Consider the following 23,609-nt stretch of genomic DNA (forward strand, 5'->3'; position numbering starts at 1 on the left):
ATATGTAAAACGACTGAAATCGCATTCAGAAAGGAATGAGTGAATAATGGAGCTGCGCCATCTTCGTTATTTTATGGTTGTTGCCGAAGAACTGCATTTCGGAAAAGCAGCTCTTCGGCTGAACATGACTCAGCCTCCGCTCAGCCAGCAGATTAAACAGCTAGAAAGTGAAATAGGCGTCACCTTGCTGAAGAGGTCAAAAAGAGCCGTCAGGCTGACGGCGGCAGGCGGGGTCTTTTTAAAACAAATCAAGGAAGGACTTTCCCAGATTGATCAAGCCGTCGACATGGCTCAGCGGACGGCCCGCGGGGAGCTGGGTAGACTCGTGATCGGCTTTGTCGGCTCCGCAACATACGAGATCATGCCTCCCATCATCAGGGAATACCGAAACCGGTACCCGTCCGTCCAGATTGATCTTCGGGAGCTTTCAACCCCCAATCAGGTCGAAGCACTGCTAAACGGACACATTGACATCGGCGTGCTGCATCCCCCGTTGGGAAACGACGAGCTAAAGTCATACACAGTGAAGAAAAGCCACTGTGTCCTTGCACTTCCGAAACACCACCCGCTGACAGAAAAACCCCGGGTACATTTGAAAGATCTTGAAGACGAATCGCTGATCGTCATTGCCAAAGAAGCGTGGCCCTCTTTATACACGGAATTTAATTTCTTGTGTGAAAAAGCCGGGTTTATCCCCAACATCGCCCAGGAAGCTACAGAATACCAAATGGTGATCGGCCTCGTGACAGCCGGAATGGGAATCGCCGTTGTGCCTACAGCGGCTAAACGATTATTTAACCTCGATGTTGTATACAAAGAAATCGAAGACTTTCCCCTTCGCGCAGAATGGATTACCGCACATCGAAAAGACAACCGCAATCCGGCGCTTAAGCATTTCATCGAAATCTCGGATCAATACTCATAGCCGGATAGAAAAAAACCCGTGGACAATTCCTCCTTGTTCACGGGGTTTTTTTCTCATATTGACGTTTGCGCGTTTTGAAAACGGAGTTAACTGCCGATTGCCGCCCCATCGCTTCTCGGATCGCTTCCCCCTCTCAGGAAACCTCGATCATCAATCTCGATGATGCCGGCATGACCCATCACACCGTCAAAGTCGCCGACAATGGTTATATGATGCCCATGCTTTCGCAGTTTTTCAATCACTTCGGGCGCCACTCTGCTTTCCATTCTTACACCTTCCACCCGTTCTCCCCATGTTCTGCCCCACACCCATCTCGGTTCATGAACGGCGGTTTGCGGATCCATCCCGTAATCTATCATTCTCGTGATAAGAGCCGTCTGCGTCTGCGGCTGTCCTTCTCCCCCCTGCGTTCCGTAAAGAAATTTCGGCTTGCCGCCTTTGAACGCCATGGCGGGCATCAGCGTATGAAAAGTTCTTTTTCCCGGCTCCAGTGAATTGACATGGCCGGGATCAAGCGAGAAAAACGACCCTCTGTTCTGCAAAATGACACCGGTATCTCCAGCTGTCACACCTGAGCCGAATTCGAAATACAAACTTTGAATAAACGAAACAGCATTCCCGTCTTCATCTACTGCTGCAGCATAAGCCGTATCGCTGCCGAGCGGCTGGCTCTCCGCCTGAAGAGCCGGCAGTCCGATTTTTGCGGCCAGCTCCCGCGCATACCCTTTGTCAAGCAGGCGCCCCAGCGGAATTTGGGAAAATGCCGGGTCAGTCAATACTTTATTGCTGTCGGAAATACTTAATTTCAATGCTTCGATGAGCAGATGATAATACTCGAAAGAACCGTGCTCGATCATGCCAAAGTCGTAGTTTTCCAAAATATTCAATGCCATAAGACCGGTAAATCCTTGTGAATTCGGAGGCATTTGATAGATCGCATATCCTCTGTATGTAGAGGAAAGCGGAGACACCCATTCCCCTTGATGCCGCTCGAAATCTTCCAGGGTCAAGATGCCTCCGTTGTTTTGCAGATAGGCTGCTGAAGCTTGGGCAATTTCCCCTTTATAAAAGGCGTCTCTTCCTTTCTCAGCGATCATCGCCAAAGTGCGCGCGAGCTCTTTTTGCACAAAGCGCTCACCTGGAGAGGGCGGGTTTCCTCCCGGAAGATAAATATCTGCAGTGATCGGCATACCGGAAAGCCACTCGGCGTTTTTCACCGTGTTTTGACATTGATCCGGCGAGACCGGGAAACCCTTTTCTGCATACATGATCGCCGGCTTCAGCACCTCCCGAAGTGATAAACGGCCGTATGCCGCCAGTATTTCGGCCCAGCTGTCCGCCATCCCCGGCACGGTAATCGCACTGCTCATGCCCCTGACCGGAATGGCGCGCTCTCCTTTATACTGATTCCGGTCCGCTTTCCGCCCCGACCGCCCGCTGCCATTGTATCCTTTGATCTCGCCGCTTCCATTGTGATACATCAGCCAAAAAGCATCCCCTCCGAGTCCTGTCATATGCGGATAGACAACAGCAAGGCACGCGCTTACTGCCACAGCCGCGTCAAACGCGTTTCCTCCCTTCTCCATGATGCTGTGCCCTGCAAGCGAAGCGAGATAATGAGGACTGACAACCATTTGTTTCGAACCGATCTTCAGCTTCTCCATAGCTCCCTTCCTTTCTTTCAAGCATCCATTTGTGTTTGAAGTATAGTGGCCCGTTTAAGGAGGCGCTACTTTCAGGGAAGAAAAACTAACAACCCTTTTTCAATAAGTATTAAAAAAACGTTAAAATGATTCATATCGAAATCCGTATTATGATACAATTTACAAAATGTTCATTTATAACGTGATTGACAAGCAATTTCGTATGATCAATGACCAAACAGAAAGGAAGGGACATTTGTGAGCCTCGACTACCATATGCCAAATTTAATTCTTGATGAAACGGATAAAAAAATCCTTTCGATCTTGCATGAGGAAGGAAGAATCTCTTATACGGATTTAGGAAAGCGCGTGGGACTTTCAAGAGTTGCCGTACAAACGCGGATCAACAACTTGATTGAAGAAGGCATCATTGAAAAATTCACAGCCGTCATCAATCCAGTCAAAGTTGGAATTCATGTATCGGTGTTTTTCAATGTTGAAGTCGAACCCCAATATTTAGAGGCTGTTGCCGTTGCTTTAGAAAGAGAGCCCGCCGTGACAAGCCTCTATCATATGACAGGGCCGAGCAAACTGCATATGCACGGCATTTTCGCAAATGATCAGGAGATGGAGGAATTTTTGACGAAGCGCCTGTACCCTCTGAAAGGCGTCGTGAGTGTCGACTGCCAGATGCTGATTAAACGATATAAGAGCCGAATGGGAATGAAGCTTTAACTGAATAGGAGGAAACGCGAAATGAAGCACCCTTACCGGGAACTGATCATCGCAATGACAAGAACGGGGATATTGGGATTTGGCGGCGGACCGTCCGTTATCCCGCTGATCCGTCATGAAGCCGTTTCAAAGTTCAATTGGATCGATGATGATGAATTCGGGGAAATTTTGGCGATTGCCAATGCGCTGCCCGGACCGATCGCTACAAAAATGTCGGCATATTTAGGTCATAAAGTCAAAGGCGTTCCGGGCGCTGTCGTGGCTACAGCGGCCCATATCTTGCCGACGTGCGTTGCGATGGCCGCCTTGTTCGCAGCCGTTAATGTGCTCAGCCACTCCAAAATCGTAAGCGGCATGATCGGCGCTGTTACCCCTGTCATCGCCGTCATGCTCGGCATCATGGCTTACGAATTTGGGCAAAAAGCATTGAAAGGCTTCGGGTTGCTTGCCGGCGTGCTTTTCTTTATTCTTGCATTTTTGGGTCTTCAGGTGTTTTCCATCCATCCCGGCATCATTGTCATCCTGTTTTTAACGTATGGCGCGTTCCACTTTAAATTAAAAAGAAAAGCGGCCCGGGAAAAAGATAAGGGAGTGTCCGCTTCATGATCATCTTTTATTTATTTTGGGCTTTCTTTATTGCAAATTTATTGGGCTACGGGGGCGGTCCGGCTTCAATTCCGCTTAATTTTGAAGAAGTTGTTCAGCATTTTCACTGGCTGTCAAAAGAAGAATTTTCAAACATGCTTGCGCTCGCAAACGCACTGCCGGGTCCAATCGCGACAAAAATCGCCGCTTATGTCGGCTACAGCGTGCTCGGATGGCCCGGTGTCTTCATTGCTCTTATCGCAACTGTGCTGCCTTCGGCCATCGCGCTCGTTTTGCTGCTCAAGCTGATCGGCCGCTACCGCCAGTCGCCGGTCGTCAAAGGAATGACTTTGGCGGTTCAGCCGGTTATCGCCGTGATGATGCTTATTTTGACATGGGAAATCGGCGGTGACGCGATCCGGTCGATCGGCATGGTTCAATCACTTGTCATCGCGCTGATCTCTTTGGCGGCCTTGACGAAGTTCCGCGTCCATCCGGCTTTCCTGATCGTGGCCGCCTTCGCTTACGGCGGGCTTGTCATTCCGCTGTTGTAGAGAGGGATATCCGGTCGCTTTCTAACAGATGATATAAAAAATCAGCGCCGCATAACCGACGCTGATATTCTGGCTGACGGGCTTTTGTGAACAACCTTTCACAGCAGGCCCATCAGCTTTTTCTTTTTGACGGGACGGGGTGTTTCTTTATGAATCTCCCGGTTTTCCAGGAGAAGGCCCGCGTTTTTTGTAAACACGTATAAGAAATCGCGGCCGTAATCGCTTTCCACTGCATCAAAAAAGAAAGATCGGCTCGTGAGGTTGTGGGCGTCTGATGCGATAAAGTGGACGAGGTTCGCTTCAAGAAAGCGGCGGGCAAGCCGTTTCACGCTTCTGCCAAAGCGGCCTGTAAGACTTGAACATGTCAGCTGGGCGCACGCGCCGTTTTTGACGAGGCGGTACAGCAGATCAGGATTCTCCATCAATTCAAGGTTCCGCTCGGGGTGTGCGATAATCGGAATGTAACCATTTAACTGTAGATCGAACAACAGCTTTTCGGCATATCGCGGAACATGGTGGTAAGGAAGTTCAATCAGCAAATACTTTGTGCCGGCGAGGCTGAGCAGTCTGCCGCGCTCAAGATCACGCTTCAATTCGCCGTACAGGCGGATTTCCTGTCCGGGAGCAATAAGCACCGGGATGTTTTCCTTTTGCACCCGCGTCTTTAAACTCGAAACAGCTGCCAGAATGGCCTCTTTTTGGTGTTCGTATACACCGTTTCGGTGGTGAGGTGTGGCGATAATCGTATGAATCCCTTGACGGGCGGCTTGTTTAGCCATTTCTATACTGTCATACATACATGCTGCCCCATCATCAATGTCCGCTAGAATATGGCAATGAATATCGATCATAGGCGGCCTCCCCGTGTTTTCCCGTTTTAGATCGTATGGTCTTTACCGATAAAGCTTTCCAGCTTCCGGGCTTGTCCTTTTTTCGGTTTTACATACAGAATATTTCCCAACACATGAACGTTCAGCTCTTTTTCGATGTCTTCTTCATTTCGAACGGTATTTTTCAAAAGCTCGAGTAAAAATGCAAGCCCTGCGCCAAACAGCAGGCCGAATCCCGTAGAAACAGCGATGTTGAACTTCTTGTTCGGGCTGACGGGAGCAGGCGAATGTTCGGGGTTTGCTTTCGCAACAAGGCTGACTTCGGTATTTTCACCCATAATGCCGTCAATGTCCCTTTGGAATACGGCGACGACCGTGTTCGCGATGTCCGCCGCCTTGGAATAATCCTTGTCAGTCGCGGAGATACTGACAATCTGTGATTCATTTTCGCTGATAACTGTGATTTTTTGCTTCAAGTCTTCAGCCGTTTCCGGAAGGTTTAGTTCGTCTTTAACCTTATTTAAGATGAGCGGGCTTTTCATAATCACGTTATAAGTGTTGATTAGCTCAAGGTTGGTCTGAATATCGGTGAAGTTCGACGTTTGACGGCCGTTGATGAGGATTTGGGCGGATGCCTGGTAGACGGGTGTGAGCCAATAAAAGTTGACGGCAGCGCTGGACAGAGCGGCCGCAATGGTGATCAGTGCGATCAGAACGAATCTTTTTTTCAAAATGATGAACACATCTTTAAAGCCGATATGATCTCTCATAAAAGCCTCCCTCTAGGATTCGCGTATTTATTTAAATTTTCAGCAAATTAAACACCTCCCTTTGATTATACATGGTTCTTTCGTTTCCGAAAGAAATGAATCCTGACAAATAACGGGAGATACCGGGGAAATCGCGTCTTTATATGGTATTAAATATCGACTTTTGCAGGACCTGCGCGCTTTTTGCTGAACGAAAAAGTGTGCAAACCGAAGTTTGCACACCTTTTACGTCGTATATCCATTTTTGATATGAAGAATGAGATCTTCAAGAAGTTCTTTCGTCGTTATGTCTTTTGATTTTTCACCAATGTCATACGCATGCATAAGAATTCTCAAAAATTCTTCCTGATTCAATTCCTTGTCATCCATATCCTTTTCCTTTCAGATTCCATAAATTAAAACATTTCTGATTATATTTCAAATTATATGATGTAAAGAATCAATTTGCCATAGTCTATTACATTATTCGACAGCCATCCGTTTTTATGTCCTTTTCCTGAGAAAATCTTTTTTGGACGGATTGATTAAGCTATAATAGAGAGATTGGAAACTTTTTAAAAGCCATTCGGTTAGGAGCGATAGACATGCTTCAAGACATGATTTCAAAAACGGTTGTGATGGATGCAGCTGAACAGTTTAAGCATGTACTGCCGTGCACAGAAGCTAACATTCAGCTCATGAAAAAAGCCCTTATTTTATACAGACAGGATTCCGTCTATCGGGTCAAGCCGATGAGCGGGCATACGGTCAGTGCTTACGTTCAGGATGTGGTCCCGGTGAAGGTCTTCATCGACCTCGCCGACGTTAAAAAAAGCAGCTGTTCCTGCCCTGCTCAAAACATCTGCCGGCATGTGCTTGCCGTTTATTTATATCTGTATGCACAATATGATCGATTGGGAACGTTTACGGAGTTTTGGAAAGAAGCGCAAAAACGCCGCGAAAACAGGGATATTCTCGGACAGCTTCAGCGTGGAATGAAACCCCGCAGCCACACGCTCGATCAATGGACATCGTTTTTCAAAACGGAGTTCAGACGATGGGAAGAGCATACGCCTAAAAACCAGCAAACGATGCAATACCTTTACTACGGGTATTTTTCAGCTTTAAAAAAGCGGACGCCTGCGGAGCCGGAGCTGAAAAAAATGTACCAAATCCACGCGGCTCTTGCGACATGGCTTGCCATGCATTCGCTCGTCGAGAAAGGGCGCATTGATCCTGAAAAAGATTTTTACTCGCTGAATCCTTATATCGAACAGCTGATGGACACGATCTACAGCTCAATCGATGAACTGAAAACATATGCGCTATCGTTCTCCCTTGATCCGTTTTTAGAAAAAACCCCCGGCGCGATTCGGGAACTGCTGCTCAAGAAAGACATTTTTCAGTATGAAAGGCTGCGGATTTTCGGGGAAATCTGGAGTGCGCTTCTGTCCCGGCCAAACTGGCTGAAGCGGGAGCTCGATGTGCTGAACGATCTGGAGCCGTCGCCTGAAATACAATTCGGCAGGCTGCATCTTGAATTTCTGCTAAAAAACGACGATGTGATTCTTGATCAAGCCGGATCGTTTTCACCTGAGATTCTTCCTTATACATTTCAATGGCTCAGCGTCATGACCGCCAAAAAAGACTGGAAGCGCCTTAAAAAATGGTACGAACACCTTGAACAGCTTGCATCCGGCTTCTGCAGACTGGATAAACCGTACCGGGAAATACGCGATGTTTTAAGCGAATTCTTCCTGTTTCTGAGCGATTACAGCAAAAACGCAAAAGAAGAGCATGTATATGAACGGTACTGCAAAAAGTGCCTTCCTTATACGTTTACTGAATACAGCCATTTTTTATATAACAAAAACCGCTTTACGGAGTGGATGGAGATCCACAGCCTTGTCGGTTTTTCTATCTCTGAGATCGGACAGAACGCCTTGAAAGATATCGCAGCAGCAGCCCCTGAAGCTTTGATTCCTTCCTATCACAGAGAAATTTCCGGGCTGGTTGAACAAAAAAACCGCTCAAGCTACAAAGAAGCCGTCAAACAATTAAAAAAACTGCGCTCCCTCTATAAGAAATCGAAAAAACAGGATGTCTGGAACCGGTTTATGGAGCAGTTTTCAGCTCGCTATAAACGGCTGAGAGCCTTCCAGGAGGAACTTAAGAAAGGAAAGTTGATCGATGGCGAGTCTTAAGGAAATCGTGATACATGTCGAACAATCAGAAGACTATACATTCATTTTATCTTGTCATGACGAGGATCATCAGTTTCTTACGCGGAATGAAATGGAAAGGTATTTGTTTCAGTGGCACGAATCGTCTTTTTACGGAACGTTTCTCGAAGATGCCGGTTTAGAGACTCCAGCGGTTCTGCTGTCTCCGTGGATGGCGGTCGAATTTCTCGGCAAAAACTCATTTAATTCGTACAGCGACATCAATCTCACCGAGGAAACCGAACCTTTGATGAAAACGGCTTCCACCATTTATGAGTTTATCGCAGATGAAGATTTTCTTCCCGACTATGAAGCATGGAAGCAAGAGGTGCTGCGTTGGAAAGATAAAGAAGGGATTTTGGAAGGCTATACAGCTGAATGGTTTTCACACGCTGTCGAAGACTACATCAACTACAATGACGAGTTAAAAGCAAAATGGGAATCGATTGTCGCACATTCTCCCGCCGTCACCACATTTCAGGGCCACTTTCTTGATGAAGACGATTTTCTTGAAACGATCGGCTGGCATGAAAACCCTGTGCCGTTTACTGTCGGACTCCGCTTAAATGAACCTGACTTTGACGGAGACGATTGGAAAATCGAACTGTTTTTGCGCGACAAAAAAAGCGGAGCCATTCAGTTCTTTGAAGGCTTGAACAGGCTGAAAAAATCGTGGCAGGCATACGCTGATAAAATCGCTCGGGAACAAGACAGATTCCGCCAAATCGTGCCGTGGCTAACGATCGACTCGGGAACGACGCTTTTAACGGAAGAGGAAGCATGGATCTTCCTATCCGAAGCAAGTGAAACTCTTGTCAGCATGGGGATTGAAATTTTGCTGCCGTCATGGTGGCAAATCGTCAGAGACAGCAACATGCTGCTGAAAGCGAAAGTGTCATCGGCTCCCCGCGGCGAGTCCTTTGTCGGAATGAATGCATTGATGGACTTCAACTGGCGTTTTGCTACGAACGGAATCGAACTCACAGAAGAAGAATTCGAGCAGCTTGTCGCCAATAAAAGACGGCTTGTCAACATACGCGGGCAGTGGATTAAAATCGATCCGAATTTTATCAAACAAATGAAAAAGCTGATGGAGCGAGCAGAAACAGAGGGGCTTCATATGTCTGACATCCTGGCGCGCGAGCTGACGGAGCGGAGCGAAACCCGCGAGGATGATGATCTGTTCGATGCTTCCGCATTCAGCGAGGTGCGGTTTGAACTGTCCTATCAGCTGAAAAACATGATCAAAAAGCTGAGCCAGCGCGATGATCTCCCGTCATACCCGGTCAGCAAATTTTTTGACGGAACGCTCAGGGCTTATCAGGAAGACGGTTTGAACTGGCTGATCTTTCTCAGAAACTGCGGCTTCGGCGCCTGCCTGGCAGACGATATGGGTCTTGGAAAAACCATCCAGATGATCGCCTATTTCGCCTATTTAAAAGAACAGGGACAACAAACGCCATCTCTCATCATTGCGCCGACTTCCGTCCTCGGGAACTGGCAGCGCGAACTTGAGACCTTCGCGCCCGACCTGACGGCGGCGCTCCATTACGGGCCAAAACGCCCTAAAGGTGAAGCGTTTCAGGAATGTTACAAAGATGCAGATATCGTCTTGACGTCATACGGCCTCGCCCAATCCGACTTTGACGATCTCAGCAGCGTCGCCTGGAACTGCATCTGCCTTGACGAAGCCCAGAATATTAAAAATGCGCACACGAAACAATCCCGCTCAATCAGAAAGCTGAAAGGCATGCATCATATCGCGCTCAGCGGGACTCCGATGGAAAATCGCCTGACGGAGCTGTGGTCGATCTACGATTTCATGAACAAAGGCTATCTCGGAAGCCTTGGCAGCTTCCATAAGCGATTTGTCCTGCCGATTGAAAAAGACCGCGACGAAAAACGGATCGAACAGCTCCAGCAGCTGATCAAACCGTTTTTATTAAGGCGGACAAAGCAGGACAAGGAAGTCGCGCTCAACCTGCCTGAAAAACAGGAAGAAAAAGAGTTCATCCCGCTCTCGGCAGAACAGGCCTCACTATATGAACAGCTTGTCAAAGATACGTTTGAACATATGTCAAGCCTCGCCGGAATGCAGCGCAAAGCTCTCATCTTAAGCATGCTCGGCAAGCTCAAACAAATCTGCGGCCATCCTGCCCTTTACTTAAAAGAGACCGGGAGCGAGCTCCTTAACGGAAGGTCAGTCAAGCTCGAAAAACTGTTGGAACTGACGAAGACGATTCGCGAAAGCGATGAAAGCTGCCTGATTTTCACCCAATATCTCGGGATGGGAGATATGATGAAACGCCTGCTCGAGAAATCATTCGGCGAACCGGTCAAGTTTCTGAACGGCAGTTTATCCAAGCTAGAACGGGACAAAATGGTGGAGCAGTTTCAGAACAAGGAATTTCCGATTCTGATCTTATCATTAAAAGCCGGCGGCACAGGCCTCAATTTGACGGCCGCCAATCACGTCATCCACTATGACAGATGGTGGAATCCCGCGGTTGAAAATCAGGCGACAGACCGCGCCTACAGAATCGGACAGAAACGGTTCGTCCACGTTCATAAACTGATCACCACCGGCACAATTGAAGAAAAAATCGACCACATGCTCGAATCGAAGCAATCGCTGAACGATCAAATCATCCAAAGCGAAAATTGGATCACCGAGCTTTCCGAACATGAACTAGAAGAGTTATTTACCCTGAACGCTTCGGCTATTACGGGTTAAACAAAACAGCTGTCTGAAATAGACAGCTGTTTTTTGTGTTAATGACAGTCCCAATTATATAATACGTTTGAAAAGTCCTTATTCTTTAAATCATCAGGCCTTATAAAAAAATTGGCAATCCCGACATCTCCCCACATCGCGTCAATGTTCTCATCAGAATCAATTTGCAATAGCAGAACGGTATGATCCGGATAATCGCCTTCCCGCGGATCATCTTGCGTAAAGGCTGCGTAGCCCCCGATCTTATGGGAGAAGCCGCCGTACATTTCACTGTATTCTTCGAACACCGTTTCCTCTTGATCGCCGAATTGCTCAAAGAACGTCCAAGCATCCTTTCCCGCGTATCGCTCAAATTGAAAGTCGGACGCAGAGACAAGTTCAGACCCTGTGTCAGGTGTGAGTGAGGATTCGCATCCAATCGGAAAGGCCAGCTCATCCTCAAGCTTCACAAACGAAAAATCGTCGACAAGCTCGTCTTCATTTTCGATGACATTCTCAAAATACTTGATGCAAAAACTCGACTGTTCACACGGATCATCAAAATTCAATCCGTAAACATCATCACTGACAGAGATAAAAAAAAGCAGAATACCGGATTCCGGGAAATTCTCAAGGCGGGGCATGTCTGAAAAATTAATTTGCGCAAGCAGTTTCATCGGTTTTCCCTGTGAATCGACAGGATACTGTTCAGACTTTGGAAAATAAGGATCTCCGGCCAGTTTGCTTTCATATCGGCCTGTTTTTCCTTTTCTCGTGTCCAGCTTCAAAAAATCCCGCGCTGATTGTTCAAATTGCCCGCGGTATCGGGCCATTTTTTCGGGCAATTGAAACGGCTTTTTCATACTTATCATTCTCCTTTTGACCGAGTGACACTTTAAAATGCGGAGGTCACCTATTTGAGCTTATTTCTCTTCATATAATCAAGAACGGATTGATATGCTTTATTCGCATCACTAAACATGGCATAGTTTTTCGCTGTTGAAAACCATTCAAGCGTTGAAGGCACTCTCCCTTGAAGGCTGCTTTCAAGATCTGTCTGATGGACAGGCGACAGCTTTCCTTGCTGAAGCGACCGTTCGATCGCCTGATCTAAAGCATCGCTGACCAATTGTTCTAAATCAGCCCCCGAAAAATGGCAAGTCTTTTTGGCAATTTTCAGTACATCAATCTGATCATGCGGCTTGCCGGACAGCTTTAAATTTAAAATGTCGACACGTTCTTCTTCAGATGGGGGCGGCATAAATACCATCTTATTAAATCTGCCGGGACGGCGTAAGGCAGGATCTAAATACCACGGTGTATTCGTTGCACCGATCACATACACACCGTCATTAAACGTCCCTAAACCATCTAATTCTATCAGCAACTGATTGACCAGCACCCTGTCATGATGCTGGCTCATTCCCTGCCGATTCCCCCCGATCGAATCAAGCTCATCAATAAAAAGAACGCAAGGACTGTTATCACGCGCTTTTTCAAAAATATCATGCAGATTATGTTCGCTCTGCCCAACATACATGGACAATATCGCTTGAAGCTCCAAGTGTATAAAGTTTGCTTTGATCTCGCCGGCAATCGCTTTCGCGATAAATGTTTTGCCGCATCCCGGCGGGCCAAACAGAAGAAGACTTCCCCCCGTCGCTTTTCCAAACGCTTTAAAATATTCAGGATTTTGCAAAGGCAAAATAAAGTCCATGTTGATTTTCTTTTTAATATCTTCTAATCCGCCGACATCAGCAAAAGTTTCACAGTGTTGTTCTAATTCGGTTAAAGCATGTTGATGTTGATCAAACTGAATGACTTTCACCTTTGCGCGTTTTTCCGTATCATCCCTCTTCATATTTATCCTTCCTATCTATGATTTGTACCGGTTAAGATCCTTTTCACCACTTTATAGTTCGCCTTGGAACCCGCATGTTTTTCTAGCTGGGCCTGATCTTTCTTTTTGATTCCGCTTCTTTCAATATGTATTCCTTGCCGCTGCAGGAGCTTATCAAGTTCATCAGCTTTATTGTAAAACTCGTCGGACAAGGCGGCATCGATTTTTTTTCCGTCATTTAACGTCAGATCATACTTCAGGTAAAGTGCCCCTTTTAACCCTTTTTGATAATAGGCATGGACAGAAGTGACATCTTCCATATCGTAATGTTTGGTGCTGGAAATTAGCCCTTCTCTCATGACAATGCTGTTTTTCCCGATATTTTGATATTGAAAAAAAGCATTGCATAGCAGCGTCAGCCCTACCACTAGAAGAATCAAGGATAAAGGCAGCTGCAAGCGCCCCTGATAGCCTTTGGAAGTTATCACTTTTCTAACGGTGTAAGGTATACAAATGAAGGTCAGCAACAGGCTGTAAAATATGCTTACATCAGAGCAAAAAAGCAAGTTGTCGGAAGCCGCCAGCATTTTCATTTGAAGATTCCCAAATCGGTCATACAAAGACATCGTGCCGACAAAACTGAGCAGTCCGAAAAAAACAAAAAATAGAGTTCCCGGTTTATCTTTATGTATTTCCATTATTTCCACTCTTTCATTCATTTAAAATATCAATCTGTATAAGAATGATATGATCCCTATCACAATAATCAGCAATACAAAAAGGATCCAAATCGGTGTGTACTTCAAAAATGTGAGGACCGAACTACCTCGCATTTGTTCGGGCAATTTTCGCTGCATGAAGGCTCCCGCCAGCCCGTTCATCATATAAGGTGTACTGTAGACGACAAACAGGTATGGAATCGTAAGCCACTTGAAGACCAATGTCACGATGACTAGAAGCGGCCAAAACAACACCGGTTTTTTAACACGCAGCTTCTCATGGAAGCGCCTGACTTTCAACGGGTATTTCATAAACCAAAAATTACACATGTTGTATAACGCTAAATTGGGTACAATTCCTGGATTGTTCGGATTGATTTGTAGAGCTGTTTTGTTTAAAGTCAAGGCTTGTGCATAATCTCCTCTTCGATACGCCGCAGAAGCGGCCATTCCCGTGAACATGGCATTATCAGCATTTTGGGCAAGCGCTCTGTCTGAACACGCTCTTGATAATCGATCCTCAAAAAACACCGCCAAAATTTCACTGTATACGACAAGAGAAAATGGATCGTCAGGTTCTAATTCCACTGCCTTTTCTATATAAAAACGCGCTTTTTCATACTCATTTTTATCATGAAAAAGAAATTGAGCGTGCATTGCATAAGTGTAGTGATTATCAGGGTACTGTGAAATCAATAATTCATTTATTTCCTCATGCTCTTCGTACATTCCCAATTCATAGTATGCGAGAGCCAAGATAACCAAAATTTCAAAGTTCATCGGATCTAAATTTAAAGCCTCTTTTGCAAACTGTACCGCTTTTTCATATTCTTTCGCATTAAAATATATATTTGAAAGCAATTGATAGCCTTCTTGTGAGTCGGGGTAACTGGATAAAAACTGCTCTGCTTCCTTCAAGGCTTCCTTTGTTTTCCCCCACTTTGAAAGCCGCTCTGCTTTCTCATACATTATGCTCATTTGATTATCCAAATCGATCACCTGTTATTTACTCTTTTTCAATGAGTTCTAGTATCTTTTTCTAAATTCGAGGATTTAAACTAATGATAAAGTCACCTTCCATTCTTGGAATTTGAAATAATAGTTAAATAGTAACAAACATCACCACATCAAACAATGAATAAAAAGTAACGAAAATAATACTTCATAGTTCACGAGTCAGCGTTAAAATAAATAAAGGCCGCCGACATTGTCGGCGGCCCGCGGATCAATAACATCCGCTGCTTAACCGCACTCCTTCAATCGTTACGCTGCCATGTACCGGCATCACGCCGATTTGAAAGGATGTACGAATTAAACCGGTTTGACTTGTTGTTCAATCAGCTGATTCAGGATGTGAGCGACGCCATTTTCATCATTAGTGAGCGTCACCTCATCAGCCATCTCTTTAATGTCTTCGCGCGCATTGCCCATGGCAAAGCTTTTCCCCGCGATCTTCAGCATCGAAAAATCATTGAGACTGTCTCCGACGGCAGCTGTTTCCTGAAGGGAAATGCCGAGCTTGCGTGAAAGCTTTTCCAACGCCAGCCCTTTTGACGCCTGAAGATGCTCAATTTCAAAGTTATGCTCGGCTGAAGTGACAAGCGTAATATCTTGCGCATCGTTAAATCGCTGCCATCCCGTTTCCAGTTTTTCTTTATGAAAAGAAAAAGCTAATATGTTATATACATTGACATCTTTTCCCGCTAAAAACAGGTCGGTATAGGAGCTGATGTACGCGTATCCGTTTTGACTGAGCTGCTGTTCAGCAGCGAGTTCCAGTCTTGAAAGATCGGCCCCGGGATTTGCGCTTTTCAAGCGGTCCAGCTCAATGTCAAGCAGCTCGCGGCCGTTTTGCGGCGTGAAGATCGCTTCATCGCTGAATACCTCATAATAGTAATTCTTTTCTTCAAGCCATTGAAGAATTCCTTCCGCCCGTTTCCTGTCAAGCGGCACCGAGTGGTAAAGGCGGCCTTCAGGATCATGAATCACCGCTCCGTTGGCACTAATAATCCATGTTTTAATACCTGTCGGCTCAAAAATCGTTTGAACATCGAAGGATGCTCTCCCTGTGGCAACTACTACTTCAATCCCGTGTTCCCGCGCTTTTTTAATCGCATCGATGTTTTCTTGTGAGATCTTGCTTTCACTGTTTAACAACGTCCCGTCTAAATCGACCGCAATCATTTTCATCTGCTGTTTTCCCCCTTAAATATCGTGATGTTCAGCCACGAGCAGCTCCACATCATGTTCATCAAGCAGTTTCTGAAACGGTTTCGGCGGCAGCCGGTCTGTAATGAGAAGGTCGATGTCACTGAGTTCAGCATACCGGTAAAAATCCGTTCTCCCGATTTTCGAATGGTCGGCAAGCGCTATGACTTGTTTCGCTTGGGAAATAATTTTCCGCTTCACCATTCCATCCTCCTCATGGGCAATTGTAAGCCCGTGTTCGGAAACCCCCACCACGCCGATCAGCGCTTTATCAACATGATAGCATGACAGCTTTTCAATGACGGAGGCGCCGTACAAAAAGCGGTGCTCTTTTTGAAGCTTCCCTCCAAGCAGGTGGATATCAGCACCTTTTCTTGAGGAAAGAACCTCCGCAAGGTTAATCGAATTGGTGATGATCGTGCAATTGACATCCGGCAAATGCTCGGCGCACGATTGGACTGTCGTGGAAGCATCCAAAATCATACGGTCGCCTTCTCTGATTAAAGAAGCGGCTGCTTTTCCGATCATGCTTTTCTCTTCGGAAACCATGCCCAGCCTGCCCGAATAGTCTTTGACCTCATCATGAACGGTAGGCAGAATCGCCCCTCCCCTTGTTCTGATAATAGCGCCTTGCTCCTGCAGTTTGACCAGATCCCGCCTTGCCGTATCTCTTGAAACTCCGAATAAAGAACAAATTTGTTCAACGGAAATCCGTTTACGCTCTTTTAAATAGTCGATGATGGAAATTAACCTTTCCTCTTGATACACTCGATCATTCCTTCTTTACACAAGTAAAATTCATTATTTATAAGTGATTATAAGTTATTACACAGAATAAATCAAGAACACATAAGTAATTATAAGTAAAAATAAAGCCTGAGTCCGGTTTCCCGATCCTCAGGCTCGCATGCTAAAATGAAAATGATCCATATTGAGAGTGCCAAATTTCACGAAACGCATGGATATCACGGTCTACAGCCGGATGATCAGCCAAATGGCTTAAAAGCTCAGGGCTGATTGTCGCCTCGTGGCTCCCCGCTTCCATGACGGCAAGAATTTGACGGTTATGTTTAAAGCTTGCCGCAAGCACTTTGCAATTTAAACGGTATGTGTTAAATAAGTCGACAATTGTTTTGACAACGCCCGCCCCATGACCATACTCTTGATCAATACGATTGACATACGGCGCGACATAGGAGGCGCCGGCTTTTGCGGCCAGAACAGCCTGTGCAGCGGTATAAACCGTTGTCCCGGTGGTCTGGATGTTTTCAGCCGCGAGCTCTCTGATCGCGTAAAGTCCTTGAGCCGTCACCGGAATCTTTACCGACACGTTTCCATCCAGCCAGTTATAGAGCGCCTTCGCCTGATCGGCTATATCCCGCCAATGGTCGGCGATCACTTGGGCATGGAGAGGCAGATGCTCGGGAAGGAGCCGCCGAATATCTTGAATCTGCTGTTTAAAGGGCTGCTTTTCCCTTGCGATCAGCGCCGGGTTTGTCGTGACGCCGCCAGCGGGAAATGAATCCAGCAATCTTTCAATCTCCGGTATATGCGCTGAATCAATCAGCATGTTCATCATCGCTTCCCCCTCGTGTTTTAATGCATGACCTGCCCTCCGGTTACATTAATCGACTGACCCGTCATATAGGATGCTTGATCAGAAGCGTAAAATAAGATGGCATTGGCGATGTCATCATACGTACAGCCCCGTCCGAGCGGCACTTTTTCGGTGTACACGCGCTCTACTTGGCTCTCTGGAATGCCGAGCTTTTTCGCGTATTGCGGAATCAAGCTTTGGAACATCGGCGATTTCAACAAATTTCCCGGCATAATGCTGTTCACGCGAATGTTGTGTTCGGCAAGATCGAGCGCGAGGCTTTGAGTGAGACCGACACCTCCAAATTTGGAAGCTGAATAAGCTGTATTATGTTTGCTGCCGACCTTTCCCGATTTGGAGTTAATTTGAATGATTGACCCGCTTCCCTGCTCAATCATGACCTTCGACGTTTCCCTCGCGCAAAGAAAATACCCGGTTAAATTGACTTCGATGGTCCGTTCCCAGTCTTCAAGCTCAAAATCTGTGATCTTATTGCTTTTGGCGATTCCCGCACTGTACACCATCACATCGATTTTATTGAATTCCTCCGTGATCCTGCCGATCATTTTTTCCACATCGGCTTCTTTTGTAAAATCTGCTTGAATCCACAGCGATTTGACCCCGTATTGACCGGCTGCATGTTCAGCCGTCCTTTCGGCGTTCTCGCCGTTGATGTCTGCGACCGCGATGTTATATCCCGCCTCTGCCATGCGGTAGGACAGCGCTTCTCCGAGACTTTGGCCGCCGCCGCATATCAATGCCACTTTTCCTTTATTCATCTCCATATTGCACCCGCTCCTTATGAGAATCTTTTAACTTGAATACAGTCTCCTGCTGAAACCTCCGGCAGTTGTTCCTTTCGTTCAAGGTACAGCGTTCCCGGCAGCTCGGCTGAAGCCGATCCGTCAAATTTCAGCGTAATATGCCCGAGATTCGCCAGGTTCTGGCGAACGGCTCCCCCAACGGCTGTGATTTTGTAGGACTCGCCGCCCAGTATGAGCTTATCGCCTTCATTGAAGTCGCCTTCTACAGGCTTTATATCAATTGATAAACAATAATCTTTCAATTCATCCGGAGCGCCTTCGCCGAATAATATAAGCATCTTTTCATCTGAAAATGCCGTTGCTTGATCTCCGATTCTGTTTATTTTTGTTTCATACAGCATGACCATAATTCTCCCTCCTTAAGAAAACCTCAGCTGTCATACATGCCAAAGCTGGCCAGCCAAGCAATGAAAACGGTTGGCGCCCCAGTCAAAAAACGCGAATACAGCACCGACGGCACCCCGACTTCAACCGTTTCGACTTCCGCTTCCGCAAGACCCAGGCCGACCGGAACAAAGTCGGCAGCTGCTTGCGAATTGATCGCAAATAACGCCGGCAGCGCCAAATTCGGCGGAATGTTTCCTTTGCCGATCTCAACGCCGATCAGCGAACCGACAACTTGTGCAATCACCGCCCCGGGTCCAAGAAACGGGGAAAGCAGCGGAAATGAACAAACAAGCGAGATTAATAGCAATCCGGGCAGTGACCCTGCAAATGGTGATAAATATTTGGCAAAAATGTCTCCGATGCCTGACTCTTTAATGATGCCGATCAATAGAGCCACAAAAGCCATGAACGGAAGAATTGTTTTGATAACGGTTTCAATCGCTTCCCGTCCAGCTTGATAAAACGTGCTGACGACCGATCCCATGGCCATCCCGATTGTCGCCATCATCCCTTTCGGCGACTGCTGTTCACTAATTTTTTTCTCTGTGCTATAATGGTTTTGTTTATTTTGCATTTGTTTTTCTTCTGGAATATTAGACTGTTCAGGCTCCTCCACAGCTCCCAGCAGTTTAATATTCTCTTTTTTTACTCCGGAAACATATATATCTTCTGTAATATGGGCGGCAAGCGGCCCGCTTTTTCCGGTCGCCATCACATTGATCGTCGGAATTCGCTTTTGCGGGTAAAGTCCGCAGCGCAGCGTCCCTCCGCAGTCGATGATCACAGCGGCCATTTCGTTTTCGGGTACTGTCGTTTTAAAGCCGTCGACCAGGGTGCACCCCGTCAGCTCAGCTAAATGATCCGCAAAATCGGGTTTGTTTCCGCCGGTGACGTACACGATTTTATTTCTCTCTTCATCAGGCGTGATCACCAGAGGCCCGCCAAACCCTCCCGGCCCTTTTGAAACTTCAACCGAACGATAGGAACTCATCTGTAAACCGCCTTTCTTATTTAAGATCAATCGAATCTTTCAAGGCAATGCCCTGCTGTTTCGCGACATAAGCCGTTGTCATATCCGTTACCCAGCCCCTGAGAAAGTTTGTTACAATCCCGACCAGAAGATAGCGGAGAGCGAGCTCGGTCGTTTCATGCCCCAGCGTCGTAATTCCTGCGGAAATCCCGAGGAAAACAAACAGCTCGCCCGGATTCACGTGCGGGAAAAGTCCGTTATGCGTGTGACAAGAATAGGATGCAGCCGCATAATAGCTCGGTTTGTATTTTTCAGGCAAGAACCTGCCAAGCGACAGCGTCATTGGATTTGCAAGCATGAACGTACCAATGACAGGCAAAACCATGTATCTCGTTAATGGATTTTTTCCCGACTTCCTCGCGAGCGCTTCGACGCGCTTTTCTCCTATCAGGCGTATCAGGGCATTCATGGCGACAAGAAGCATAATCAATAAAGGAACGATGTCTGTAAGCATACTGACAAACACTTCTCCGCCATGTCTGAATAAGTCCATAAACTTCTCCGCAAGCCATGTTACGTTTTTCATAATTCACCTCTTTTTTTGATTTGAAAGCTCATCAGTTTTTGAAGCCGCGTTTTCTTCTGCGGGACATCACCCCCTTTCGTGATGATGTCGAATGTTTTCAAGGCATCTTCAATTGCGAGCCGTGTGAGGCGGTCGTGCCGGACAAGCTCCGCTTGTCCGATCTTCAACAAATACTTTCCTTCAAACCCTTTTAAAGGCTTGATTCTTGAAAAGACAGTGACACCTTGCATTTTTGACGCCTTTAAAATTTTATTGCGCTTGTCAATGACAAACAGGACGACCGTTCCGGCTCTGAATAAGCCGGTCTTCCTTCCGACCGCGACTCTTCCCATACGTCTGTATGCGGCGAATGTTCGGTTGAAATGCCTGATTTGCAAAAAACCAAAAATACTTTGGAGAAGCCATGCAGCTCCAAGGGCGATGATAAAGTAAATGATCATAATTGGTTTCTTACCTCCTCGGCAATTTCTCTGGCTGTTTCGGCAGTTGTCACCAAAATATTAATATAACGGCCTTTTGCAGCCCCGATAATAGAAGGGACTTTTTCATGGGATTCAGCAAGACCGATGGAATACTCCAAATTCTTTAACCTCTTGATGTCTATCGCGATGGTTCTGTCATGAATCTCTGTTTCTACCAACGCTCCCGACCGATCAAAGAAACGCGAGCATATATCTCCGACCGCCTGCTTTTCTTCAAGGCGCTCGATATCCTGATCGCCGTAAAATCCGGTCCAGATCATATTTGAAGAACTAAGCGGCGCTCCGATCCCGACGGCTGCCACGGTAAGGCCGTTCCACAGACTTTCTATTTTTTTAAAATAGTGGGACTTGACGATTTCCTCTTTCGTTTCTTTTTTTTCGACAACGGCTGCCGCGTCTATAAAGTAAGGCGTTCCTCCAAAGTCACCGGCAATGCTGTATACGATGCTGTTCACGTGATATTTCGTATCCATGGCGCCCGGACCGCCGACAAGCGGCACAAATGAAGCGCTCCGTTTTTTTACGCCGTGAAACTCCCCGATCATTCCCGCCATCGTCGTCCCCCATGCAAAGCCTACCGTATCTCCGTCTTTCACGACGCGTTTTAAGATTTCGGCACCGGCTTTGCCGACGAGTTTCTTCTTGTCTTCAGATGTTTGTTCCGGTTTTGCGTCGCATATGTACACTTCTTTAAGCCCAAGCAGCTGTTCGAGCTCCCGTTCCAAATCGTAGTGTGTCCCGACATGGTCATCGATCGTGATTTTAACGATTCCTTCCTCGCGCGCTTTTTTCAGCATACGTCCGACAGTTGTTCTGTATATCCCTGTTGCGTTTGCAATCTGGCTCTGTGTCATATCCTCTTCGTAGTACATTTTGCAGACTTTGATCAGAAGGCGTTTATCATCCTTTATTTCCATAACATCACCCTTCTTTTGCACATTTGTGCAAGCATTTGTCATTTGTCGTTGTATCCGCTTACATTATACATACGGAATTTTTGGGCGTCAATTTAAATTTGTCTATTTTTTGTCTAAAATAAAAAAACCGGTCATTAAAAACCGGTCATAAGGGGGATAAAATTGGGGATAGTAATTGATTTTTTTTAAGAAAGGCGTTTGCAGAAGGAATTTTACGGTTTAAGCTTCCGACGGCTCATGGGCTTTTCGGCTTTCTCCCAAAAATCTGACTGATCGGGCGACAACTTCTGTAATAAAGACGCGTTCGCCTTCTGAATTGACGTATTGGCGAGTCTGGATTCTTCCGCTCAGCCCGATGATGGAGCCTTTTTCGCAATATTCGGCTGTATTCACGGCAGTTTTGCGCCACAGGGTGCAATTGACAAAGTCCGCTTCAATTTCGCCTGCTGCATTTTTGAAAGGCCTGCTGACAGCCAGCGTCACATTTGCAACAGGGACACCGTCAGATGTGTACCGAAGTTCGGGATCTTTTGTCAAACGCCCGACCAGCATGATCTCATTAAACATTTCGTGCCTCCCTTCCTGTTCGGGTATCCCCAGTTTATAAGAGATCGGTATTTAAGGAAAATCATCATAAAAGAAAAATAACCTGGAAAAAACCCGGGTTCGCATCATAATTTTTGTTTCTTTCTGCCATTAATTAAAAAAATCATCTCATTGTTATTTGAGAAATACGTATTTTTCAGAAACTGAAAAAAAACAGGAGATGCCAGCCACCGCTCTGAGTATACGCGGACATATGAGCCCCCGTCCCAAGCATACAAACGGAATGACAACTCTTTCTGTTTAATCGTTACTTGAAATTCGTATATTTCCATTCTGTCTTTTGTTTCATAGCGAAACACGATGCCTTCATTGGCATACGTGCTGATCTCGTGCTTTTTGTTTCCGGCTGAAAAGCAAATCATAGGCATATATTGACGGCAGTCAGCAGCTGGATTGCTTGCGATCACAAATACTTCTTTTAAGAAAAAATGGTTCATAAGTCACCTCCTGCTCAATATCACCTAAAGTATAAATAAAAATAAAGCATTATAAAATACTTTTTGCAAAATTTAAAATACGAATATGCTCCTATTGCATAAACAAACCAGGGTCAAGAGTTCTTCCAAGCGAATGTGCTATAATGGTTATACAACTATGGAAGCTTGTGAGGTGATACTAGTGAAAACCTTTAGGCTTATTGATTTAAAAATTGTCCGCCAGGATGAAACTTCAAAGCGGCTCGAGGAGTTCCCGCTGATCGACGGCCTTATCATTAATAAAGAAGACGGAGAAAACCACTGGATGGTTGAGGGGCTGGTTTCGAAAGAGTACCGGTATTTTTTCGAATACCTCCTTCAGGAAGGCAAAGAAGTGAAAACATATGTAACGATCACGAAAAAAAGCAACCGCCCCGCACAGCTGTTAGCGAAGGTCAAAAAGATCACGGTACTAGGCGAGCATGTTTCCGTCTTATTGGACGGCAAAATGGTCAGCTCAAAGCTGAGGAAAGGCTCCGACAAGATCTTGGAAGATTTAATGAAAGAAGGATATTCCGGAGACCGGCTTCTTGAAGCATTTAAACAAAATATATAGAAAAGGCTGTCTTCGCCGGACAGCCTTTTCGCTATAGCTCTAAGAGCGTTTCGTCTGCTCTTTTAACAAATCCCGTATTTCCTTAAGCAATTCTTCCTGCGGATCAGGAGCAGCTTTTTCTTCTTCGGCATCCTTCTTCTTCAGCTTAGAGATATAACGGATAAATAGAAAAATGGAAAACGAAATAATAAAGAAATTGACGATCGACTGAATGAACAGCCCGTATTTAATGTCGGCATCAACAAATGTGAACGACAGCGCTGAAAAATCCAGGCCTCCTAGCAGAAGACCGAGGAGCGGCATCATTAAATCATTGACAAGCGAAGTCACGATTTTTCCAAAGGCGCCTCCTATGATAACCCCGATTGCAAGATCGATTACATTTCCACGAATCGCAAAGCTTTTAAATTCTTTCCACATGAATGATCACCTTTTCTCTTTTATGATAAAAAAACAAAATGGGCTTTTACGGAAACCCATTCTGT

27 protein-coding genes are annotated in these 23,609 nt (G+C 46.0%); 7 read left to right on the forward strand and 20 right to left on the reverse strand.

The features are described from left to right. The first annotated feature begins 46 nt into the window (after window positions 1-46). A complete protein-coding gene (alsR, locus tag MHH76_RS19180) occupies window positions 47-925 on the forward strand; it encodes an acetoin biosynthesis transcriptional regulator AlsR (protein ID WP_020453181.1) in 879 nt (292 codons plus the stop codon). An 86-nt stretch (window positions 926-1,011) separates the two neighbouring features. On the opposite strand, the gene ggt is transcribed toward alsR, so the two are convergent. Then, the gene (ggt, locus tag MHH76_RS19185) at window positions 1,012-2,589 is read right to left on the reverse strand and encodes a gamma-glutamyltransferase (RefSeq protein ID WP_020453182.1); all 1,578 of its coding nucleotides are present in this window, start codon (window positions 2,587-2,589) and stop codon (window positions 1,012-1,014) included. A gap of 237 nt (window positions 2,590-2,826) precedes the next feature. Between ggt and MHH76_RS19190 the strand changes: the two genes are divergently transcribed. Genes MHH76_RS19190 through MHH76_RS19200 form a run of 3 tightly spaced genes read left to right on the forward strand, consistent with a single transcriptional unit; the run spans window position 2,827 to window position 4,442 of the window. Then, window positions 2,827-3,303, forward strand: a complete 477-nt coding sequence (locus MHH76_RS19190; RefSeq protein WP_020453183.1) for an Lrp/AsnC family transcriptional regulator — start codon at window positions 2,827-2,829, stop codon at window positions 3,301-3,303. 21 nt (window positions 3,304-3,324) lie between these two features. Further along, window positions 3,325-3,909: a chromate transporter gene (locus MHH76_RS19195; RefSeq protein WP_020453184.1), complete on the forward strand. Its 585-nt coding sequence runs from the start codon at window positions 3,325-3,327 to the stop codon at window positions 3,907-3,909. Next, window positions 3,906-4,442 carry a chromate transporter gene (locus MHH76_RS19200; RefSeq protein ID WP_020453185.1) on the forward strand — a complete coding sequence of 179 codons (537 nt, stop codon included), beginning with the start codon at window positions 3,906-3,908 and terminating at the stop codon, window positions 4,440-4,442. Before MHH76_RS19195 ends, MHH76_RS19200 begins: the two co-directional genes overlap by 4 nt. Before the next feature lie 98 nt (window positions 4,443-4,540). Here MHH76_RS19200 and MHH76_RS19205 read toward each other — a convergent pair whose 3' ends face one another. The 3 genes from MHH76_RS19205 to MHH76_RS19215 form a co-directional block, all read right to left on the reverse strand. Continuing rightward, window positions 4,541-5,293, reverse strand: a complete 753-nt coding sequence (locus MHH76_RS19205) for a CpsB/CapC family capsule biosynthesis tyrosine phosphatase (protein ID WP_020453186.1) — start codon at window positions 5,291-5,293, stop codon at window positions 4,541-4,543. A 26-nt stretch (window positions 5,294-5,319) separates the two neighbouring features. Beyond that, entirely contained in the window at window positions 5,320-6,042 is a 723-nt protein-coding gene (locus MHH76_RS19210; RefSeq protein ID WP_020453187.1) for a Wzz/FepE/Etk N-terminal domain-containing protein, read from the reverse strand. 225 nt (window positions 6,043-6,267) lie between these two features. After that, entirely contained in the window at window positions 6,268-6,411 is a 144-nt protein-coding gene (locus MHH76_RS19215) for a hypothetical protein (RefSeq protein ID WP_020453188.1), read from the reverse strand. 215 nt (window positions 6,412-6,626) lie between these two features. Between MHH76_RS19215 and MHH76_RS19220 the strand changes: the two genes are divergently transcribed. Then, the gene (locus tag MHH76_RS19220) at window positions 6,627-8,225 is read left to right on the forward strand and encodes an SWIM zinc finger family protein (RefSeq protein WP_023857144.1); all 1,599 of its coding nucleotides are present in this window, start codon (window positions 6,627-6,629) and stop codon (window positions 8,223-8,225) included. Next, window positions 8,212-10,977, forward strand: coding sequence for a DEAD/DEAH box helicase (locus MHH76_RS19225; RefSeq protein ID WP_023857143.1), 2,766 nt, complete (start codon window positions 8,212-8,214; stop codon window positions 10,975-10,977). The genes MHH76_RS19220 and MHH76_RS19225 overlap by 14 nt, the downstream gene beginning before the upstream one ends. Window positions 10,978-11,015: 38 nt before the next feature. Here MHH76_RS19225 and MHH76_RS19230 read toward each other — a convergent pair whose 3' ends face one another. From MHH76_RS19230 to MHH76_RS19300, 15 genes are all read right to left on the reverse strand, one after another. Continuing rightward, window positions 11,016-11,819: a YwqG family protein gene (locus MHH76_RS19230; protein ID WP_023857142.1), complete on the reverse strand. Its 804-nt coding sequence runs from the start codon at window positions 11,817-11,819 to the stop codon at window positions 11,016-11,018. 50 nt (window positions 11,820-11,869) lie between these two features. After that, a complete protein-coding gene (locus MHH76_RS19235) occupies window positions 11,870-12,817 on the reverse strand; it encodes an ATP-binding protein (protein ID WP_025810669.1) in 948 nt (315 codons plus the stop codon). Window positions 12,818-12,828: 11 nt separating this feature from the next. After that, the gene (locus MHH76_RS19240) at window positions 12,829-13,494 is read right to left on the reverse strand and encodes a hypothetical protein (RefSeq protein ID WP_023857140.1); all 666 of its coding nucleotides are present in this window, start codon (window positions 13,492-13,494) and stop codon (window positions 12,829-12,831) included. Window positions 13,495-13,515: 21 nt separating this feature from the next. Continuing rightward, window positions 13,516-14,505, reverse strand: a complete 990-nt coding sequence (locus tag MHH76_RS19245; protein ID WP_131824705.1) for a tetratricopeptide repeat protein — start codon at window positions 14,503-14,505, stop codon at window positions 13,516-13,518. A 321-nt stretch (window positions 14,506-14,826) separates the two neighbouring features. Beyond that, a complete protein-coding gene (locus MHH76_RS19250) occupies window positions 14,827-15,705 on the reverse strand; it encodes a Cof-type HAD-IIB family hydrolase (protein ID WP_023857138.1) in 879 nt (292 codons plus the stop codon). A 15-nt stretch (window positions 15,706-15,720) separates the two neighbouring features. After that, entirely contained in the window at window positions 15,721-16,491 is a 771-nt protein-coding gene (locus MHH76_RS19255) for a DeoR/GlpR family DNA-binding transcription regulator (protein WP_023857137.1), read from the reverse strand. A 142-nt stretch (window positions 16,492-16,633) separates the two neighbouring features. After that, window positions 16,634-17,299: a transaldolase family protein gene (locus tag MHH76_RS19260; RefSeq protein WP_023857136.1), complete on the reverse strand. Its 666-nt coding sequence runs from the start codon at window positions 17,297-17,299 to the stop codon at window positions 16,634-16,636. A gap of 20 nt (window positions 17,300-17,319) precedes the next feature. Further along, window positions 17,320-18,105 (reverse strand): sorbitol-6-phosphate dehydrogenase, encoded by a 786-nt coding sequence (gene srlD / locus MHH76_RS19265; RefSeq protein ID WP_023857135.1) that lies wholly within the window; start codon window positions 18,103-18,105, stop codon window positions 17,320-17,322. 14 nt (window positions 18,106-18,119) lie between these two features. Beyond that, window positions 18,120-18,491 carry a PTS glucitol/sorbitol transporter subunit IIA gene (locus MHH76_RS19270; protein WP_020453199.1) on the reverse strand — a complete coding sequence of 124 codons (372 nt, stop codon included), beginning with the start codon at window positions 18,489-18,491 and terminating at the stop codon, window positions 18,120-18,122. Window positions 18,492-18,514: 23 nt separating this feature from the next. Continuing rightward, a complete protein-coding gene (locus MHH76_RS19275; protein ID WP_020453200.1) occupies window positions 18,515-19,522 on the reverse strand; it encodes a PTS glucitol/sorbitol transporter subunit IIB in 1,008 nt (335 codons plus the stop codon). Window positions 19,523-19,538: 16 nt separating this feature from the next. Further along, window positions 19,539-20,087 (reverse strand): PTS glucitol/sorbitol transporter subunit IIC, encoded by a 549-nt coding sequence (locus tag MHH76_RS19280; RefSeq protein ID WP_020453201.1) that lies wholly within the window; start codon window positions 20,085-20,087, stop codon window positions 19,539-19,541. Continuing rightward, a complete protein-coding gene (locus MHH76_RS19285) occupies window positions 20,084-20,527 on the reverse strand; it encodes a transcriptional regulator GutM (protein ID WP_023857134.1) in 444 nt (147 codons plus the stop codon). The genes MHH76_RS19280 and MHH76_RS19285 overlap by 4 nt, the downstream gene beginning before the upstream one ends. Then, the gene (locus MHH76_RS19290) at window positions 20,524-21,486 is read right to left on the reverse strand and encodes a sugar-binding transcriptional regulator (RefSeq protein WP_020453203.1); all 963 of its coding nucleotides are present in this window, start codon (window positions 21,484-21,486) and stop codon (window positions 20,524-20,526) included. The genes MHH76_RS19285 and MHH76_RS19290 overlap by 4 nt, the downstream gene beginning before the upstream one ends. A gap of 219 nt (window positions 21,487-21,705) precedes the next feature. After that, entirely contained in the window at window positions 21,706-22,053 is a 348-nt protein-coding gene (gene ssb, locus MHH76_RS19295; RefSeq protein ID WP_020453204.1) for a single-stranded DNA-binding protein, read from the reverse strand. Between the two features lie 104 nt (window positions 22,054-22,157). Beyond that, on the reverse strand, window positions 22,158-22,529 hold the full coding sequence (locus MHH76_RS19300; protein WP_023857133.1) for a hypothetical protein: 372 nt from the start codon (window positions 22,527-22,529) through the stop codon (window positions 22,158-22,160). Between the two features lie 181 nt (window positions 22,530-22,710). On the opposite strand from MHH76_RS19300, the gene MHH76_RS19305 reads away from it, so the two are divergent. Next, the gene (locus MHH76_RS19305) at window positions 22,711-23,124 is read left to right on the forward strand and encodes a YwpF-like family protein (protein ID WP_020453206.1); all 414 of its coding nucleotides are present in this window, start codon (window positions 22,711-22,713) and stop codon (window positions 23,122-23,124) included. A 39-nt stretch (window positions 23,125-23,163) separates the two neighbouring features. Here the strand turns inward: MHH76_RS19305 and mscL are convergent, their stop codons facing one another. After that, complete coding sequence (mscL, locus tag MHH76_RS19310; protein ID WP_023857132.1) at window positions 23,164-23,544, reverse strand: large conductance mechanosensitive channel protein MscL; 381 nt, start codon at window positions 23,542-23,544, stop codon at window positions 23,164-23,166. Between the last annotated feature and the right edge of the window lie 65 nt (window positions 23,545-23,609).

This window comes from Bacillus sp. FSL L8-0193, assembly GCF_037976065.1.
Lineage (GTDB): Bacteria > Bacillota > Bacilli > Bacillales > Bacillaceae > Bacillus > Bacillus paralicheniformis.